Annotated in this window: 19 protein-coding genes; 10 read left to right on the forward strand and 9 right to left on the reverse strand. The window is 59.1% G+C overall.

Annotated features, from left to right (window positions below; genetic code table 11):
• The 5 genes from KO536_RS00975 (at position 1) to KO536_RS00995 (ending at position 3414) form a co-directional block, all read left to right on the forward strand.
• Positions 1–702, forward strand: coding sequence for an ABC transporter ATP-binding protein (locus tag KO536_RS00975; RefSeq protein ID WP_133075849.1), 702 nt, complete (start codon positions 1–3; stop codon positions 700–702).
• Between the two features lie 203 nt (positions 703–905).
• Positions 906–1208: a DUF2282 domain-containing protein gene (locus tag KO536_RS00980; protein WP_133075850.1), complete on the forward strand. Its 303-nt coding sequence runs from the start codon at positions 906–908 to the stop codon at positions 1206–1208.
• A 21-nt stretch (positions 1209–1229) separates the two neighbouring features.
• Entirely contained in the window at positions 1230–2108 is an 879-nt protein-coding gene (locus tag KO536_RS00985; protein WP_219260785.1) for a DUF692 domain-containing protein, read from the forward strand.
• Positions 2105–2878 (forward strand): DUF2063 domain-containing protein, encoded by a 774-nt coding sequence (locus tag KO536_RS00990; RefSeq protein ID WP_219260787.1) that lies wholly within the window; start codon positions 2105–2107, stop codon positions 2876–2878. Before KO536_RS00985 ends, KO536_RS00990 begins: the two co-directional genes overlap by 4 nt.
• Complete coding sequence (locus tag KO536_RS00995; protein ID WP_219260788.1) at positions 2875–3414, forward strand: DoxX family protein; 540 nt, start codon at positions 2875–2877, stop codon at positions 3412–3414. The genes KO536_RS00990 and KO536_RS00995 overlap by 4 nt, the downstream gene beginning before the upstream one ends.
• Here the strand turns inward: KO536_RS00995 and KO536_RS01000 are convergent.
• Positions 3363–4271, reverse strand: coding sequence for a LysR family transcriptional regulator (locus tag KO536_RS01000; RefSeq protein ID WP_219260789.1), 909 nt, complete (start codon positions 4269–4271; stop codon positions 3363–3365). The two genes, KO536_RS00995 and KO536_RS01000, sit on opposite strands and share 52 nt — an antisense overlap.
• A 104-nt stretch (positions 4272–4375) precedes the next feature.
• Here KO536_RS01000 and KO536_RS01005 point away from each other — a divergent pair, with 104 nt between their 5' ends.
• The 3 genes from KO536_RS01005 to KO536_RS01015 all read left to right on the forward strand — a co-directional run bounded on the left by KO536_RS01005 (position 4376) and on the right by KO536_RS01015 (position 7518).
• On the forward strand, positions 4376–4975 hold the full coding sequence (locus KO536_RS01005; protein WP_133075855.1) for a short chain dehydrogenase: 600 nt from the start codon (positions 4376–4378) through the stop codon (positions 4973–4975).
• A 170-nt stretch (positions 4976–5145) separates the two neighbouring features.
• On the forward strand, positions 5146–5817 hold the full coding sequence (locus tag KO536_RS01010) for a COG3650 family protein (RefSeq protein ID WP_219260790.1): 672 nt from the start codon (positions 5146–5148) through the stop codon (positions 5815–5817).
• Positions 5818–5907: 90 nt separating this feature from the next.
• On the forward strand, positions 5908–7518 hold the full coding sequence (locus KO536_RS01015) for an NAD(P)/FAD-dependent oxidoreductase (RefSeq protein WP_133075857.1): 1611 nt from the start codon (positions 5908–5910) through the stop codon (positions 7516–7518).
• A 107-nt stretch (positions 7519–7625) separates the two neighbouring features.
• On the opposite strand, the gene KO536_RS01020 is transcribed toward KO536_RS01015, so the two are convergent.
• A complete protein-coding gene (locus KO536_RS01020; RefSeq protein WP_219260792.1) occupies positions 7626–8720 on the reverse strand; it encodes a PLP-dependent cysteine synthase family protein in 1095 nt (364 codons plus the stop codon).
• Positions 8721–8969: 249 nt separating this feature from the next.
• Here KO536_RS01020 and nhaA point away from each other — a divergent pair, with 249 nt between their 5' ends.
• Both nhaA and KO536_RS01030 read left to right on the forward strand, forming a co-directional pair.
• On the forward strand, positions 8970–10151 hold the full coding sequence (gene nhaA, locus KO536_RS01025; RefSeq protein WP_133075859.1) for a Na+/H+ antiporter NhaA: 1182 nt from the start codon (positions 8970–8972) through the stop codon (positions 10149–10151).
• 95 nt (positions 10152–10246) lie between these two features.
• Positions 10247–10846 carry a hypothetical protein gene (locus KO536_RS01030; RefSeq protein ID WP_219260793.1) on the forward strand — a complete coding sequence of 200 codons (600 nt, stop codon included), beginning with the start codon at positions 10247–10249 and terminating at the stop codon, positions 10844–10846.
• Between the two features lie 75 nt (positions 10847–10921).
• On the opposite strand, the gene KO536_RS01035 is transcribed toward KO536_RS01030, so the two are convergent.
• From KO536_RS01035 to KO536_RS01065, 7 genes are all read right to left on the reverse strand, one after another.
• Positions 10922–11386: a glycine zipper 2TM domain-containing protein gene (locus KO536_RS01035; RefSeq protein WP_133075861.1), complete on the reverse strand. Its 465-nt coding sequence runs from the start codon at positions 11384–11386 to the stop codon at positions 10922–10924.
• A 4-nt stretch (positions 11387–11390) separates the two neighbouring features.
• A complete protein-coding gene (locus tag KO536_RS01040; RefSeq protein ID WP_219260795.1) occupies positions 11391–11552 on the reverse strand; it encodes a hypothetical protein in 162 nt (53 codons plus the stop codon).
• Positions 11553–11579: 27 nt separating this feature from the next.
• Entirely contained in the window at positions 11580–12227 is a 648-nt protein-coding gene (gene pdxH, locus KO536_RS01045; protein WP_219260796.1) for a pyridoxamine 5'-phosphate oxidase, read from the reverse strand.
• A 23-nt stretch (positions 12228–12250) separates the two neighbouring features.
• Entirely contained in the window at positions 12251–13420 is a 1170-nt protein-coding gene (locus tag KO536_RS01050; RefSeq protein WP_133075863.1) for an OmpA family protein, read from the reverse strand.
• A 108-nt stretch (positions 13421–13528) separates the two neighbouring features.
• Positions 13529–14674, reverse strand: a complete 1146-nt coding sequence (locus tag KO536_RS01055; RefSeq protein WP_219260993.1) for a serine hydrolase domain-containing protein — start codon at positions 14672–14674, stop codon at positions 13529–13531.
• Between the two features lie 207 nt (positions 14675–14881).
• The gene (locus KO536_RS01060; protein WP_219260798.1) at positions 14882–16027 is read right to left on the reverse strand and encodes a serine hydrolase domain-containing protein; all 1146 of its coding nucleotides are present in this window, start codon (positions 16025–16027) and stop codon (positions 14882–14884) included.
• Positions 16028–16138: 111 nt separating this feature from the next.
• Complete coding sequence (locus KO536_RS01065; RefSeq protein ID WP_219260800.1) at positions 16139–18502, reverse strand: beta-galactosidase; 2364 nt, start codon at positions 18500–18502, stop codon at positions 16139–16141.
• Positions 18503–18593 lie beyond the last annotated feature (91 nt).

Below are 18593 nucleotides of genomic sequence, written 5' to 3' on the forward strand. Positions count from 1 at the left end.
ATGCTGCAATTTGAAAACGTTTCGACCTTTTACGGCAAGATCCAGGCCCTGCACGGCGTCAACGTCGAAGTGCGCCAAGGCGAGATCGTCACCCTGATCGGCGCCAACGGTGCTGGCAAATCGACCCTGATGATGACCTTGTGCGGTTCCCCGCAAGCCCAGAGCGGTAGCATTCGTTATCTGGGCGAGGAACTGGTGGGGTTGAGCTCGGCGCAGATCATGCGCAAAAGCATCGCTGTTGTACCTGAAGGGCGCCGGGTGTTTGCTCGTTTGACTGTGGAAGAGAACCTCGCCATGGGCGGATTCTTTACCGAGAAGCAGGAATACGAAGAGCAAATGGATAAGGTTCTGCACTTGTTCCCGCGCCTGAAAGAACGTTTCACACAACGGGGTGGCACCATGTCCGGTGGTGAGCAGCAAATGCTCGCCATTGGCCGTGCGCTGATGAGCAAGCCCAAGCTGCTGTTGCTGGATGAACCATCGCTAGGATTGGCCCCGATCATCATTCAACAGATTTTCGACATCATCGAACAGCTGCGTGATGAGGGTGTAACGGTGTTTCTGGTGGAGCAAAACGCCAACCAGGCGCTCAAAATCGCTGACCGCGCCTACGTGCTGGAAAACGGCCGGGTGGTCATGCAAGGCACCGGCGAGCAACTGCTCAACGATCCAAAAGTGCGTGACGCCTATCTGGGTGGCTAATGCTGCCTGCGACACAAAAAACGGCCCTTCGGGGCCGTTTTTTATTGCCCCCTACCGGGCTTTCTGTAGTAGCTGCCGTAGGAACGGGGGGAGGTTGCAGTTAAAAACCAAAAAATAATTCAGGTGCGTTGTAATAACTGCCCCCCTCGTTTCTCTAGTTGGGTAAGCCGGCAGCAATCGCTACCGGGATCTGGAGAATCACCATGAACAGCAAAACTACCCGCACCCTGTCCGCCGCTGCACTGACACTTGCTCTGGGTTCCGCCCTGAGCATCGCCGCCCTGCCCGCTCAGGCTGCTGGCGATATGGAGAAGTGCTTCGGGGTTGCCATGAAAGGCCATAACGATTGCGCCGCAGGGGCAGGCACTACCTGTGCAGGAACCGCCAAGGTAGACAATCAGGCCAATGCCTGGAAGCTCGTACCAAAAGGCACCTGCGAAACAACCTCCAGCAGCACCTCGCCTACCGGCTTTGGCCAAATGGCTGCCTACAAAGCCAAATCCTGATTCGCACACTGAGTGCTGATGATGCACAGCCCGCTTGCTTCGCTCATCGCGCCTCGTGCGCCCCTGCTCCCGCCGCGTGCGGGGCTGGGGCTCAAGGCCGAACATTTCCAGGATGTACTCGCCACCCGGCCTGACGTCGGCTTCTTTGAAGTACACGCCGAAAACTACATGGTTGCCGGAGGCCCGTTCCACCACTACCTGAGCCTGATTTGCGATCAGTATCCCCTGTCGATTCACGGCGTCGGTCTGTCGATCGGGGGCCAAAGCCCGCTCAATCCCGAACATTTGCAACGCTTGAGCACATTGCTCGACCGCTACCGGCCCCAGATGTTTTCCGAACATCTGGCATGGTCTTCCCACGGGCCGTATTTTTTGAACGACCTGCTGCCTTTGCGTTATGACACCGCCACGCTGACGCGGGTATGCGCGCACATTGATCAGGTCCAGAACCTGTTGCAGCGCCAGATCCTGCTGGAAAACCCCGCAACCTATATTGAGTTCGACGAGGCCCATTTCGACGAGGCCGACTTCATCCACGAAGTCATCACCCGCAGTGGTTGTGGCCTATTACTGGACGTTAACAACCTGTACGTGTCCTGCATCAACCACGCCCGTAATCCCCTGGCCTACCTCGATGCTTTGCCGCTGCGGGCTGTTGGAGAGATTCATCTGGCAGGTTTTGCCGAAGAGTCCGACAGCCTTGGCGAGCGACTGCTTATCGACAACCACGGATCACCCGTCGATCAAGCCGTGTGGACGCTGTACCGACAAGCACTGAAGCGAACGGGCCCAATGGCCACCCTGATCGAGCGCGACAACCATCTGCCTGCACTCACCGAACTCGTCAAGGAAGCACGACTTGCCGAGCACTACCTGAGCAGCACACAGGTGCAACCATGAATATGCAAGAGGCTTTCAGCGCAGCGCTGCTCGATCCTGATACGCCTTACCCGCAAGGTATTTCCTGCCATAACGGCGACATTGAGCGTCGTTTTGCGGTTTATCGCAACAATGTCCACAGTGGCCTGATCAACGCACTGGCCACGAGCTACCCGGTCGTTTCGCAGCTGGTTGGCGACGTTTTCTTTCAGGCAATGGCGCGGGCTTTTATTCAAGATTTCCCGCCCAAAAGCCCTGTAATGAGCACCTATGGCGTCCAGTTCGCAGATTTTGTCAAGGGTTTCGCACCTGCCAGCAGCGTGCCTTACCTGGCGGATGTCGCACGATTGGAACGTTTGTGCGTCCAGGCCTTTCACGCCGCAGACGCCTGCGCAGTGGACACGCACTTATTGATCCGCGCGCTCAACAACCCCGGCAGGCTTGGCCAGTTGTGCCTGCAACTGCATCCCGGCGTCGCAAGCCTGAATTCACCCTACGCCATAGCCGCTCTATGGACCGCACATCAACACCAGGGCCAAATTCAGGGCCTAGACCCGCATCAGCCACAAAGCGCCGTGGTGCTGCGCAACGGATTACGGGTGGAAGTGTTCGCGGTCGGCTGCGGGTGTGCAGCGTTCGTGGACGGGCTCAAGGAAGGCCGGCCCCTGGAACTGGCCGCTTGCCAGGCTCTGGAAGCCGCCCCTGATTTTGATCTGGGCCAGGCCCTGGCGCTGCTGATCACCCATGACGCCATCACCGGCCTACACCCCACCGCAGAGGTTTCGCCATGAACACCCATGCAACGCCCACATGCCAGATACGCCGTTTAATCGGACTGATGCAACGTATCCCCCACACGCTGATAGCCTTTGTCGCACGGTTTTCTATCGCTGCGGTGTTCTGGAAGTCCGGCCAGACCAAAGTCGAGGGCCTGGCGATCGACCTGGTGAACGGCACCTTTGAACTCAATGCCCCACACTTGGCCGACTCTGCGGTGTACTTGTTCAGTACGGAATACAAACTCCCGCTGCTGCCCCCGGACATTGCCGCGTACGCAGCAGCTTTCAGTGAACACGTCTTCCCGCTGCTGATCCTGCTGGGGCTTGCCACCCGTTTTTCGGCACTGGCACTGCTGGGGATGACGCTGACCATTCAGTTATTCGTGTACCCGGACGCCTACCCCACTCATGGGACATGGATCGCGATTCTGTTGTACCTGATGGCCAGAGGCCCCGGTGCGTTGTCGATTGATCACCTGATCGCCAGACGTTTTCGTTACCGCGCGTCAATGGCCTCACCGCTGCGCCGGAACCAGCCTGCAAGGTAATCCGCCAAAACCTGCGTGCGTTTCGGCAAACCGCCCTGATAGGGGTGAACCAGGTACATGGGGTTACTGCGTGTCTGATAGTCACGCAGCAACGCGCGCAATCGTCCATCGGCCAGTTCGGCATTGAGCATGTATGAAGGCAGGCGGGCGATACCGGCACCGATCACCGCGGCTTTTTTCAGCAAGCTGTAGTGATTGCTGGCAAACGGCCCCGAGACCCGCACACGGTGCAGTTCGTGCTGGAGGTGGTACTGCCACTCTTCGCGGCCGCTGTAGTGACTGTTGAGCAGGCAACGGTGCTCGACCAGTTGCTGCGGGGTGACTGGCTCGCCGTATTGCTCAAGGTAGGCCGGGCTCGCACAGGTGATCTCCTGCCAGTTGAGCACCAGTTTTGCCACCAGTCGCTCGTTATTGGCGACCTGAGAACGGATCGCCAGATCGAAGCCCTCCCGTGCCATGTCGCGGTAGCTGTTGTTGAGTTCCAGCTCGATCTGCACCTGGGGGTATTCGCGGGAAAATTCCATCAGCAGCGAATCAAAAAATGTTTCGCCCAAGGATACGGGCACGGTCATACGCACCGGGCCTGCCATATCGTCCTTGAGTCGGGCTAATGCCTGACGCGCCCGCTCCACTTGCACGACCAATGCCCGGGCCTGGGGCAGTAACGCTGCGCCAGCAGCCGTCAGGCTCAAACGCCGTGTGGTGCGGTGCAGCAACACCACCGCAAACTGAGCCTCCAAGAGGCTGATGCGTTTGGACAATTGCCCTTTGCTGCAACCCAGCTGCTGGGCGGCCAAGGTAAAACTCCCCGCGTCGATCAACACCGCGAACGCCGCCAAGTCATCCATTTCGCTCATGGATTGTTTCCATATGAAAACCAAAGGTTGCCTATTAGTGCGCTTATCCCGGTAAAAAACCACCACTAGACTAAGCACTCACCTCTTCCTGCAAGGAACACCCCATGAAAATCCTGTTGATCGGCGCTAACGGCACCATTGGTTCAGCCATTGATCGCGAGCTGTCGTCGCGCCACGAGATCGTGCGTATTGGCCGCAATAGCGGCGATTTTCAGGTCGATATCAGCGACAGTTCATCGATTCGCAACCTGTTCGAACAGACCGGACGCTTCGACGCGCTGGTCTGTGCCGCTGGCAACGTCAAGTTCGCCGCACTGGAAGACATGAGCGAAAGCGACTTCGCCCTGGGCCTGCAGGACAAGTTGATGGGGCAAGTCAACCTGCTGCTGATCGGTCGCGAGTTTGCCAACGATGGCGCCTCGTTCACCTTCACCAGCGGTGTCATCAATCGCGAACCGATTCGCACGGGCAGTTCGGCGGCACTGGTCAACGCAGCACTCGACGGCTTTGTAAAAGCGGCTGCCATCGAGCTGCCACGGGGGCTGCGGGTTAACTCGGTGAGCCCTACGGTACTGGAAGAGGCGATGGGCAAGTACGCGCCGTACTTCCGCGGTTTCAAGCCGGTGGCAGGCGCCGACGTGGCTCTGGCCTACGCCAAAAGTGTCGAAGGCCTGCAAACCGGGCAAACCTACATCGTGGGTTGAGCCGAGCTCTGTAGTCGCTGCCGCAGGCTGCGAAGGGTTGCGAAGCAAGCCGTTTTCTTGAAGAACCCACAGTTCCAATCGCAGCCTGCGGCAGCGACTACAGAAGGTGAACCTCTTGTGATGCACCGCCAGCCTGAGTAACGTGGCGGCTCTAGTCAGGAGTCCCAACGATGCGTGCTGTTCGTCCCTTGGTTTTGTTTGCCCTGCTGCCCCTGTTTGCGGGCTGCCAACTGCTCAACAGCAAGCCAGCTGACACCACCGCCGGCCTGACCCGCCTGCAAGGTGAGCTGGTTTCATCCGGTGATCAGTTGGTGTTCCAACCGTGCGTCGGCCAGCAGCGCTATGAAGTGCGCGACGGCGACAACACCACCCTGGTGCAGGACGCTTCTTACATGCCCAATAAACCGGGCAAGTTGTTCGCCGATATTCGCGGCAGTTTTGTCGCCAGCAAAACCCCCGGTGCGGACGGTGAAGTCCAGGTGCAACAGCTCTATCGCCTGGAACGCAACAGCAACGCCTGCCAGGACCTTAACTTCAAGCAACTGACCGTACACGCCAACGGCAATGGCCCGGCATGGGAAGTACAGGCCGGCGGCAAGGGCATGGTGCTTAAACGCGAAGGTCAGCCGGACCTGGCACTGCCTTATGTTGAAGAACAGATCGGTGACGGTCGTTTTTCGCTGTCCACTGAAGCCAACAATCAACGCATAGAACTGTGGGTTGCCCCACAACGTTGCACTGACAGTGTCGACGGCAGCGTGCAGCATCTGGGTGCAGAGCTGCGGATCAACGGTCAGGTCCAGCGCGGCTGTGGCTATTTTGGTGGCGCACGCAACGACTAACCGACAACTGTTGCCGCATAGTGCCCCGAAGCAGCTTACAATTGGCGGTTCTGCCAGGGTTTACCTGGCCCCCCGATACTGGACACTGTCATGTTACGAATTACCGAACTCAAGCTGCCGATCGACCATCCCGAAGAAGACCTGCGCCCTGCCATCCTGCAGCGCCTGGGCATCGAAAGTGATGACCTGCTCGATTTCACCTTGTTCAAGCGCAGCTACGATGCGCGTAAAAAATCGTCCGAATTGTGCTTTATCTACACCATCGACCTGAGTGTGCGCGATGAAGCACCGCTGTTGGCCAAGTTCGCGGACGACCGTAACGTCAATCCAGCGCCAGACGTCAGCTACAAAGTCGTCGGCCAGGCCCCACAAGACTTGAGCCAGCGCCCGATTGTGGTGGGTTTTGGTCCGTGCGGTATTTTCGCCGGCTTGCTGCTGGCACAAATGGGCTTCAAGCCGATCATTCTTGAGCGCGGCACCGAAGTTCGCCAGCGCACCAAGGACACCTGGGGCCTGTGGCGTAAAAACGTACTCAACCCCGAGTCCAACGTACAGTTTGGTGAAGGCGGCGCAGGCACGTTCTCGGACGGCAAGCTTTACAGCCAGATCAAGGATCCCAAGCACCACGGCCGTAAAGTGCTGCACGAGTTTGTCAAAGCCGGTGCCCCGGACGAGATCCTCTACGTCAGCAAGCCGCATATCGGTACGTTCCGTCTGACCGGTGTCGTCGAAAACATGCGCCAGCAGATCATCGCGCTGGGCGGTGAAGTCCGTTTTCAACAGCGTGTGACTGACGTCCTGATCGACGACGGCCAGTTGACCGGCGTGGTACTGGCCGACGGCGAACAGCTGAACTCGCGCCACGTGATCCTGGCCCTGGGCCACAGCGCCCGTGACACGTTCCGCATGCTCCACGGTCGTGGCGTGTACATGGAAGCCAAACCGTTCTCGGTAGGTTTCCGGATCGAACACCCGCAGTCGTTGATCGACAGCGCACGCCTGGGCAAGTACGCGGGCCACCCGAAACTGGGCGCCGCCGACTACAAACTGGTTCACCACGCCAAAAACGGCCGTTCGGTCTACAGCTTCTGCATGTGCCCAGGCGGCACCGTGGTTGCGGCTACCAGCGAGCCGGGTCGTGTTGTGACCAACGGTATGAGCCAGTACTCACGTAACGAACGCAACGCCAACTCGGGCATCGTGGTCGGCATCACACCTGAGGACTATCCAGGTGGGCCATTGGCCGGTATCGAACTGCAGGAACGCCTGGAAGCCCACGCCTACGTGTTGGGTGGCAGCAATTACGAGGCACCGGCGCAACTGGTGGGTGACTTCATTGCGGGCAAACCTTCATCGGCCCTGGGCAGCGTCGAGCCGTCCTACAAACCGGGTGTATCCCTGGGTGATCTGGCCCTGGCCTTGCCGGACTACGCCATTGAAGCCATCCGTGAAGCCTTGCCGGCGTTCGAGAAGCAGATCAAGGGCTTCTCGATGCATGATGCGATCCTGACCGGGATCGAAACCCGTACCTCGTCGCCTCTGCGCATGACCCGTGATGCGTCGATGCAAAGCCTCAACGTCAAGGGCCTGTTCCCGGCAGGCGAAGGCGCAGGCTATGCAGGTGGCATTCTGTCGGCCGGTGTCGACGGCATCCGGATTGCCGAGGCTGTCGCTCGCGACATTCTGGGTATCGAAGCGTAGGTTTTTGACGCAGCAGGAGCGAGCTTGCTCGCGATTGCATCACTGCGGTTTGCCTGACAAACCGCAGCGCCTGCATCGCGAGCAAGCCCCCTCCCACAAGCCCCGCATCAGAGGCCTGCCCGCAACACCCCTTCAGGCAACGCAGCGCCCTGCTCCACGCAGGCTTTGACTGCACCGATCAACGCGTCCAGTTCATAACCCTGAGCCTTGAGCCACTGCGCATCGTAGTAGGTCGTGGCATACCGCTCACCGCCATCACACAAAATCGCAACGATCGAGCCGCTTTCACCGTTGGCAACCATCTGCTGCGCCGCGATCAATGCGCCAATCAGACTCGTCCCGCTCGATCCTCCGACCCGTCGCCCCATGCGCTGCGCCAAGTAGTGCATGGCCGCCAATGACAAGGCATCCGGAACCTTGACCATCGCGTCGATCACCTTCGGCAAAAATGAGGCCTCGACCCTGGGCCTGCCGATACCCTCAATGCGCGAGCCGCAGTCCAGTCGCAAACTGGCATCACCGCTCAGGTAAAAGTCGAAGAACACCGAACGTTCGGCGTCGGCACACAGCACGCGGGTGTTGTGCTGGCGATATCGGACATAGCGCCCCAGAGTTGCGGTCGTACCGCCCGTGCCCGGGCTGGAGATCAGCCAACTCGGCTCCGGGTGACGCTCATAACGCAGTTGCTGGAAGATCGACTCGGCGATGTTGTTGTTCGCTCGCCAGTCCGTAGCCCGCTCTGCATAGGTGAACTGGTCCATGAAATGGCCACCGGTTTCCCGGGCCAGCCGCTCGGACTCGGCATGTATCCGGGTAGGGTCTTCCACCAAATGGCTTTGGCCACCATAAAAGGCTATTTGCTCGATCTTGGCAGGCGAGGTGCTGGCAGGCATCACGGCAATAAAGGGCAAACCCAGCAATCGGGCGAAATAGGCTTCAGACACTGCCGTCGAACCGCTGGACGCTTCGATCACCGGTGAGCCGGCCCTTAGCCAGCCATTACACAAGGCATATAAAAACAATGACCTCGCCAAACGGTGCTTGAGGCTGCCCGTCGGGTGGCTTGACTCGTCCTTGAAGTACAACTCGATACCCGCAAAACCCGGCAGCGACACAGGAATCAGATGGGTGTCAGCACAGCGCTGAAAGTCTGCTTCAATCGTACGAATGGCTTCGCGTGCCCACTGGCGGTCTTGGTTCATGGAGGGTGGCTCGTGATAGCAAAAGGGAAAGCACAGCATGTGCGTGCGGTGTGCAACGACCAATCCTAAGACATTTCCTACAGTCGCCACAGGCACAGAACTGTCTCAATTTGACACACAACTGCTAGGCTCTTTGGCGATGCGAGAGCAAACCCCTGCTTATAACAAAAAAGAATATAGTTTTTGTTTTAACCCCTAACCCCACAGGTTAGGGTGTCGCACCTTTTACTTAATCGATGGAGAGCGACCTTGCCTCTGCGTAGTACTTTCACTCGTTTCTTTCAGTTGGAAGCTGCCAGCGGTCTGCTGTTGATTGCCGCGGCCGCTCTGGCTTTGATCATCAATAACTCACCGCTTTCCCATTACTACACGGCCTTTCTGGACGTGCCGGTAGCGGTACAAATCGGCGCCCTGCAAATTGCCAAGCCTTCGCTGCTGTGGATTAACGATGGCCTGATGGCCTTGTTCTTTCTGCTGATCGGCCTCGAAGTCAAGCGCGAACTGCTCGAAGGCCAGCTGTCCAAGCCCTCGCAAGTGGTGCTGCCGGGGGCCGCGGCCATCGGCGGGATGGTCGTGCCTGCGCTGATTTACTGGTACATCAACAAAGACTACCCCGACGCGCTGGGCGGCTGGGCAATCCCCATGGCCACTGACATCGCCTTCGCCCTCGGCGTGCTGGCCTTGCTCGGCAAACGCGTACCGGTGTCTCTCAAGCTGTTCCTGATGACCCTGGCGATCATCGACGATCTGGGGGCGATCATCGTGATCGCGGTGTTCTACTCCAGCGAACTGTCCGGCCTGTCGCTGCTGCTGGCAGCGGCATGCCTGATTGCCCTGATTGCGATGAACCGCATGGGCGTGATCAAAGTTGCGCCTTATATGATCATCGGCCTGATCCTCTGGGTGTGCGTGCTCAAAAGTGGTGTGCATGCCACGCTGGCGGGTGTAACGCTGGCGTTCTGTATCCCGCTGCGGACCAAGAACTCAGAACCGTCACCATTGATGACCATTGAGCATGCACTGCATCCGTGGGTGGCTTACGCGATCCTGCCGTTGTTTGCCTTCGCCAATGCCGGTGTATCGCTGGCGGGTGTCAGCCTGCACAGTTTCGTCAGTCACGTGCCGATGGGCATTGCGGCGGGCTTGCTGATCGGTAAGACCGTGGGCGTGTTCGGCCTGACCTGGATCGCCATCAAGACCGGCATGGCATCCCTGCCCGCTGGGGCAAACTGGGGCCAGGTGCTGGGCGTCGCCATCCTGTGCGGCATCGGCTTCACCATGAGCCTGTTCGTGGGGTCACTGGCGTTCGTAGCAGGCAGTAGCGAGTATGTGGGCATGGACCGCATGGGCATCCTGACCGGCTCCATCCTGGCGGCGCTGATCGGCTATGGCGTCACACTGTTCTTCAGCCGCAAACAATCATTAGCATGACCCTGCTTTAATGCGGGAGCGGGCTGGCCCGGACAAAGGCAACGCAGATCATCTGCGTTGCCTTTGTCGCGACTGAACCGCCAAAAGAGGGAAACGTGGTCGATAAATTTCAGATTGTGCAATACGCAGGCATCACCGTGATGTTCCCGGCAGCGTTGGTCATTGCTGCCTGGTTATGGGTTGGTGCGTCGAAAAAAATCGCGTGTCTATGGTTGGGCGTGCTGGTGTGTGCCTACTTCATCGTGGGCGCGAGCAAGATCCTGTTCAAGGGGTGGGGCATTGGCCTGCATGACCTGGGCATTGCCGTCTTCAGCGGACACGCGATGAACGCTTGCCTGGTCTTCACCGTGATGCTGAATCTGCTGTGCCAACAGCTCGATCAACGTTTGCGCTGGCCAGTACTGGGAGCCGGTTTAGTGGGGACCTGGTGGTTTGCCATCCATTACGTTGCCCATACCATTCACCCATTGCCGGAGGCTATCGCAGGCGCACTGATAGGTTCGGTTGCCGCGTGTGTGTTTTTGTTTAGCGTCAAGCAATACAACCTCAGCAAGGTTCCACGGCCAGCGCTGGTGATGGGCCTGGCAGTGGTGCTGGCGTTCGACGCCATGCCCAAGTACACGGCAGAACGCTTGCTGGATCACATCGCCATAACGCTGTCGGGGGCCGACCAGGCCTTCAGGCACTCGTCCTGAGTTGAATCAGCGGACATGAAAAAAACCCGGCCAGTTCGCACTGGCCGGGGTTTTGTTTTAGCGCTGCCGCCCGGTTTACTGGGTAACGCGGCTGGTGCCATCAACGGTCATGATGCGCACGCGCTCACCGGTACGGAACACCTGGTTCGGCTCAACCTGCTGCACATAGGCACGGGTGCTGCCGTCGTCTTCACGTACGGTGATTTCTACGCCCTGGGTCTTGGTCAGGCCCGATTCGGCCGCAGAACCCAGCAGGCCACCGGCTACTGCGCCGATAACAGCTGTCACGATGCTGCCACGGCCACCGCCGATGGCGCTGCCGCCCACACCGCCCACGATAGCGCCGGTTGCAGCGCCGATCGGAGTCTTGGTGCCTTCAATCTGCACCGGACGCAAGGCAACGATGGTGCCCATACGAACGGTTTGTACACGTCGAGCTTCGTCACGGGAGTAGGTATCGCCGGTCAGGTTGGAGGTGCAGCCGCCCAACAAGACAGTCATGGTAGAAAAAGCGGCAACCAACAGAACAGACTTACGCATAGGATCAACTCCAAAAGATCAGGGATTCATTAAACTCCGCAGCCGGGGACCTGTCACGGTACAGCGCGGGTAAAAAGGCTTTATTCAGCGTCTGTACAGTAAAAACAGAACCGTTTCGCCGTTTCAAAACTTCAGCAAAGAGTAGCGCGAAATAATCATCTTGCATTGCGCGCCACCCTCGCAAGTAACGTCGTTAAGGCGCCAGGCGCTCTCGAGTCCACTCAGTCCCTTCACGCCGATAGTTAAGGCGATCATGCAGACGGCTTGGCCGCCCCTGCCAGAATTCAATGCGCTGGGGCAACAACCGGTAGCCGCCCCAGTGCTCGGGGCAATGGGGCTCGGTGTCGCTGAACCGCGCCTCGGTGGCCTTGAGCAAACCGACCAGCTCGTCACGATCCGCAATCACCTGGCTTTGCGGCGAAGCCCAGGCTCCGATCCGGCTGCCTATAGGTCGAACCTGATAATAGGCATCGGACTCTTGGGGCGTGACCTTGACCACTTGCCCCTCGATGCGCACCTGACGCTCCAGGGTTGGCCAGAAAAAAGTCATGGCCGCGAACGGACGCTCAGCGAGTTGCTGGCCTTTGGCGCTGGTGTAATTGGTGAAAAAGGTAAACCCCTGTTCATCCAGACCTTTGAGCAAAAGCACACGGCAATGCGGACGCCCCTCGGCATCGACGGTGGCCAGGGTCATGGCATTCGCCTCGACCGGTGGCTGTTCAGTTTTGACCGCGTCGTTGAACCACTGATGAAACAGCGCGAAGGGCTCGGCCGGGGCTTGAGCCTCGGCCAGCCCGTCACGGGTGTAATCACGTCGCATATCTGCCAATGCTTGAGTCATGCCGCAATCCTTCCCTGAATCAATCAGTTCTTGGTCTGATCGTTGGCGGCAACTTTCTTGTCCGCAGCCGCTTTGGCTTTAGCCACGACCGGCTTCTTGGCTGGCGCTGGCTTCACTGCTTTTTTGGCCGGTGCCGCCTTCTTGGCTACAACGCCTTTCTTGGCCGGTGCCGCTGCGTTCTTCTTGGCTACAGAAGGTGGAACTGCAGGCTGCACAGCAACCAGTTCAGCGGGCGACAAAGCTGGCTGGCTGTATTTGCTGACCAGCGCGACCATCGTGGCTTGCGGCGTCATCAGGATTTCAACCCGACGGTTCAACGCACGACCTTCATTACTGTCGTTGGCTGCGCGCGGCATCACAGAACCCATGCCACGCAAAGTCAGGCGGTTACCTTGCAAACCGCTCATGCGGAAGATGGCGGCCACTGACTTGGCGCGATCCAGGCTCAAACGGGTATTGGCGGCCATAGCGCCTGCAGAGTCCGCATGTCCCAACACCAACACGGCAGTTTTTGGATCGCCTTCAACGACTTTGGCCACGCGAGTGAACGGGCCCAGCATCGACGGCATCAGCAAGTCAGGACGGGTCGCCTTGAACGAGCTGTCAGCCGAAGCCACGATGATCAGCAGGTTTTCGCGGCGTTCCAGTTGCAGGTTGGTGTCCTTGATCGCGACACGCAGGCGCGGCTCGTATTCATCCAGCCAGGCTTGAGTGATTTTCGGGTCTGGCATCGGGATCACGCCAACCGGGGCAGTTTTGGACGCTTTGTCATCGCCACCGAACGGCCACCACCAATTTTTGGTAGAGGTTGACGCGCCAGCAGGTGCGACAACGGCTGCCACTTTTTCCTTTTCAACCGGGGCGTCTTTCTTGGCGGAGTCAGAACCGAATGGCCACCAGCTGGAGCCACTGTCTTTGGCAACGGCAGCGGCAGCTGGAGCGGGTGTTTTGGCAGCCGGTGCTGGCGTCGAAGCCTTGGCAGCGGGAGCTGCAGTTTTGGCTACGGGCGGCGTCACTTTGGCGTCTGCCGGTTTGGCCGCAGCACTGGTGCCTTTATCGGCAGGCGTCGACGCCTGATCGGATGAGCCCAACTGCCACCACTTATGGCCACCTTCGGCGTCATTCTGTGGAGTTTGTGCGCAACCGGTAATGGCCAGGCAGAGAGCCAGAGCTAGGGTCTTATTAGATGACATTGAATATCCACACAATGAATTAGGAATAAAGAGGCAATAAGCCTACATAAAAAAACGTTGCACTCATAAAAGCTACAGGGTTCCGACCTACGGCCTACAAATACCCGACTAGATACACGTCGCCAGGGCTTTGACCAGCTTTTGAGCCCTTGGGTCCATCAAAACATAAGGCCCCAGGGTGTTGGTCACAAAACCAAAGGCCACTTCACAATCCGGGTCGGCAAAGCCAATCGACCCGCCAGCACCTGGATGGCCAAAGGCTTTGGGCCCTAAACCGAAGGTCGCGTTAGGCACGCTCGGCTGATCCAGCATGCAACCCAATCCAAGACGGGTCTGGGTGCGCAAGGTTTTATCCTCGCCCAGGCTGTGCTCGCGGGTCAGTTGCTCGAACATTTCGGCTTCAAGCAGGCTGCCATCGAGCAAGCCACTGTAGAACCCGGCCAGGCTGCGGGCGTTACCGTGCCCATTGGCCGCAGGCTGTTCCATCCGACGCCATTCGGGCTTATTGGTACTGGTCATGATCGACGGCGGATTGGTGAATGCCCGTGTGCTCATGGAGGTGGGCTCGTTCATCATCGCCTTCAGCAGACGCTGCGCCGCCGCATCCCCCATCGTCCCCTTGCTGCGGGCGATATGGGCCACCCGGTAAAACTCTTCATCCGCCAGCCCGACATGAAAGTCCAGCCCAAGCGGCCTGGCCGTTCGCGCCATGATCGACTGGCCCGCACTGCGGCCGTCGGCACGGCGAATCAACTCGCCCACCAGCCAGCCATAGGTGATCGCGGCATAGCCGTGGCCTTCGCCTGGCGTCCACCAGGGCGCTTCAGCGGCCAGCGCATCGACCATGGTCTGCCATTCATACAATGCCGTTGGCGGCATCAATTCACGCAACGCCGGCAAACCGGCCCGATGGCTCAGTAGCTGGCGCAACGTGATGGATTCTTTACCCGCTGCCGCAAACTCAGGCCAGTAACGGGCAACGGGCACATCAAGTTCCAGCTTGCCCTCTTCCACCAGTTGCAGCGCGGTGACAGCCGTAAAGGTTTTGGTGCACGAAAACAGATTGGCAATGGTGTCTGTGTGCCACGGTTGCTCTGCGTCCTTGTCAGCCGTACCGGCCCACACGTCAAGTACCGTTTCGCCACCGATCTGGATGCACAGTGCCGCACCGCGCTCTTGCGGATCATTGAAAAGATCAGCAAACGCCTCGCGTACTGCTTCGAACTTAAGGTCGTGAAAACCCTGAATCTGCACCCGCACCTCCTGGATCTGCATGGCTCTACAAGGCGTGCATTGTTCCAGCACCGGTAGGATTTTGAAACAGAGCAACGCGCTCTGGACGCACAATTTTTGGGCGTTATTGAATCGGCGCTGAAAGTATCAGCGCCAAAGTGGATTTTTTGTGAAATAGAACGCTTGTAGCCACTGCAGAAGGCAGAGGCTACACATCGTCAACCCGGCCTAAAGTGCCGCGTAGACCAAAGGCGCCAGTTTTTGCACGCGCGGGTCCATCAGCACATGACTGCCCATGGTGGTGGTCACGAAACCAAAGCTTACATCCCGCTCAGGGTCGGCAAAGGATATCGGCCCACCCAGCCCCACATGGCCGAAAGCCTTTGGCCCCATGCGATGTGACGCTCCCGGATCGGCCAGTTGTTCCATCATGCAGCCCAGGCCATAGCGCATGGGCCGCAGCAGGGTTCGGTCTATATCGTTACTGTGCTCGCGGGTGAACTCTTCAAGCAGTTCAGGCCCCACCAGCCGCCCGCCCATCAACGCACTGTAAAACCCGGCCAGGCCATGAGCGGTGCCGTGGCCATTCACACCGGGATGGCGATAAGCCCACCAGCGGGGGTCCGACGTTTGCCTCGACGCATTGGAGGGGTTAGTAAAGGCAAGGGTCGCGACATGCTCGGGCTCGCTGACCATCACGGTGCGCAGGTCTTGCGCGTAGTTATCGCCCGTTCTCCCTTCAGCGCGTTCAAAAGCAGCAATGCGATGAAAGTGCTCCGAATCAACGCCCATATGCACTTCCAAAGCATTGAGCTCAGAAATCCGTTCACGAATAAACCTGCAGGGGTCTCGCCCATCGGCCCGGCGTATCAATTCGCCAACGATCCAGCCATACGTGGTGGCGCCGTAGCCTACATCGGTCCCGGGCTGCCACCACAGCGGCTCCGCTGCCACGACCTCGGCCATGGCATCCCAGTCGTACATGATGGGCGTGCGGTTAGGCAAACGCAGCGCGGGGATGCCGGAGGTATGACACAGCACCTGGCGCAATGTGATGCGCCCTTTACCGCCCTGGGAAAATTCCGGCCAATAGTGGGCAACCGTCTGATCCAGCTCCAGCTTGCCCTCCTCGACCAGCATCAGCGCCGCGATGGCGGTGAAAGGCTTGATGCCGCAATAGGTGTTGACCAGCGTGTCGTGACGCCAGGGTTTGTGCCCCTCCAAGTCCGCCACACCCGCCCACAGATCGACAACCGTCTCGCCACCGACCTGCACACAGAGTCCTGCCCCACGTTCCTGCGGATCGTCAAAGATCGCCTCGAAGGCTTGCTGAACGGCCTCAAATCCACTTGCACACTTCCCTTTAGCTTCCATGACCAAGACTCCATTCAGTTGAGTGAAGGACCTTAGTTTTAAAGTGGGAATTGAACAGGCAGAAACCCTTCAGGGCGATGAAATACTTCGCCGCCCATCGGGTTTGACCTCTCAGTGACCTTTGCCGGAATGACCGCCCGCATGCCCTGTGCCAGAGCGTCCGCCGCTGCCGTCGTCGGTTGCATGCACGGGGGCCTTGGCGGCTTTTTCTTCCTCGGCCCGGGCTTTGGCCGCTTCCTGGCCCAACTGGTCGAGGGCTTGCAGGTTGGACTTGCGTACGCTGTCGACAAATCCGGTAAACGGCAAATCGGTGATACCGATCATGCCGAAGTGACCGTTCTCGCCATCCAGCAGGCGACCGGTTACCGGCTGGTCCAGGTACTGGAACCAGTGCACACCGACAATCGATGGCTCGGCCACGGCCTGTTTGAGGAACTTGCTGTAGGCCGGACCGCGAGCCTCTTCGTTGGCCACTTCGGTGACACCGCCCCAGAACGGGCCGCGGTCACGGGAGCCAAAGTTGAACTCGGTGATCATCACCGGTTTGTCCAGTTCGCGCAGCTTGGCAAAATCATAACCGTCCTGCGGTTGCAGGGTGTAGAGGTTGAAACTCAGCACATCGCAGTACTTGGCGCAGGATGCCACGGCCTCTGGCGTGCTGACGGCGAAACGCCCGCCCAGCAGCAAGTGATTGGGGGCATGCCATTTCAGCGAGTCAGCAATGGTCTTGAAGTAGGTGTCGGCGAAGACTTTCTGGAAATACTGGTAATCGGCTTCGATTTCCGGGTGTTCGGCGTTAGGCAAAGGCGCCTCGAAGCCCGGGTCTTCCATGAGCTCCCACGCCGGAATATCCACACCCCAGGCCTTGGACAGGCCCTGCTGGTTGCGGTACTTGTCCCGCAATTGCTTGAGGAATGCGCGCTTGGCCGGTGCGTCGGTGGTCATGCGCAGCGTGCCGAGGGCTAACGCATAACGGGATTTCGGATCATCACCCGGGCCTGCCCACGCCAGTTCGTTGTCGGCGAAATAGCCGATCAACCACGGGTCGTCACGATGGTCACGGGCAGCAATGGCCACGGCGCGCTCGGTGGCCATTGCAAAGCGCGGGTCGAACGGGTCGGGCATGCCGCCCCACCAGTCGGCGCCGGTACTGATGCTGGTGTAGTCACCCACAATCGACAGCGGCAAGGTATACGGCACGCGATCATTGAGGCCCAACTGCGGGTCGCTCCAGTTGCCGATGGTGTTGAACCCCCAGGCTTGCAGTCGATCCAGGGTATGGGTTTGCCAGCGCTTGGCATCGAAGGCCTCAGGCGCACAAGGAATGGCGGGGGCGCTGCCCGGCTCGGTTTTTAGCTCGGTTTTTGCCAACGGGCAAGGTTCGCCGTAAATCCGTTGCAGGTTGGCACCGTAGAAGTTGTACCAGCGACCTGCGTTGAAGCCCCTGCCCTGAGTGGACGCATTGCCGCTGTTGTTGTCCGCGGTACCGTAATAGCTGGCCAGCGCAGCGCCGTCCTTGGGCAAGTCGGTGAACATCCACTCACGGCCTGCGACGTAGGTCTGACTGTCGTTGGCCGTCACGGCGTTCAGGCCCAAGGAGTAAAAGGGATGACCTTCGGGGGTGATCAGGTTCCAGCGTCCGTTACGTTTTTCGGTGCGGAAAAAACCGGTCGCCTCAAACCCTGGTCCCTTGAGCCAGCCGCCATATTTATCCTGGTCAGCACGTCCGGCCAGCCAGCCCTTGAGTTGTTGCTGTTCCTTGGCTGCCGCCGCCTTGAGCTGCTCGTCGTTAGCCACACGCTCCGGCCATTTGGCACGGGTCGACTGGCCGTAGCCATCGACGATCGAGCCATAAACAGCTTTGATCACGCCCTCACCGTCCTGCACCCCGAAGCGCTCCAGCAGAATGCTTTGCGCAGCAGCCGGTTGCGGGATCGACAGGCTCACCGAGACCACTTGGCTCAGATCGATGTCACCCGTGCTGGCGGCCAGCAAGATGCGCTGGCCATCGACTGTCATCGGCATTGGCGGGCCGGCTCGCATGCCCTGGCTGCGAGGCGAATTGGCCTTCAATGGCAACAGCAGAGTCTGCGCCGGGCCTGCTGGCAGTGCGACACGGCTGGTCAGGGTTTGGCCGTTACTGCTCTGCACGGTCACGTCCAGGGTCAGCGCCCAGTTCATCGCATTCTGGATGCGCAGGGTCATCATCCCCGACTGGGACCAGTCCCATACTCCGGTTTGCGGGGTCAACCGCAGGCTCGGCGCGGCGGCCGGGTTGAAGATCACGCGGCGCAGCACTTCGCCTTCCGCCGTTTGCTCCGCATTGTATTGCGGCAAGCTCGCATCCGTAGTCGCCACTTGCACCACATCTGCCGGGCGAACGAAATTGAACAGGGTTTGTTGACCGGCAGGCGCCGCCAACAGCGGGGTCGTAACCAGCAACGCAAAAACAGCAGACAGCGAACGGCGAATCATATGGATCTGGCTCTCCCAAACGGCCGAAAACGGGCCTGTGAGGTGGTGAAGGTCAAAGCATAGACAGCAAAGTCGGCAATAACGCCGACTC

The organism is Pseudomonas sp. NKUCC02_KPG (assembly GCF_019345465.1).
Taxonomy (GTDB): domain Bacteria; phylum Pseudomonadota; class Gammaproteobacteria; order Pseudomonadales; family Pseudomonadaceae; genus Aquipseudomonas.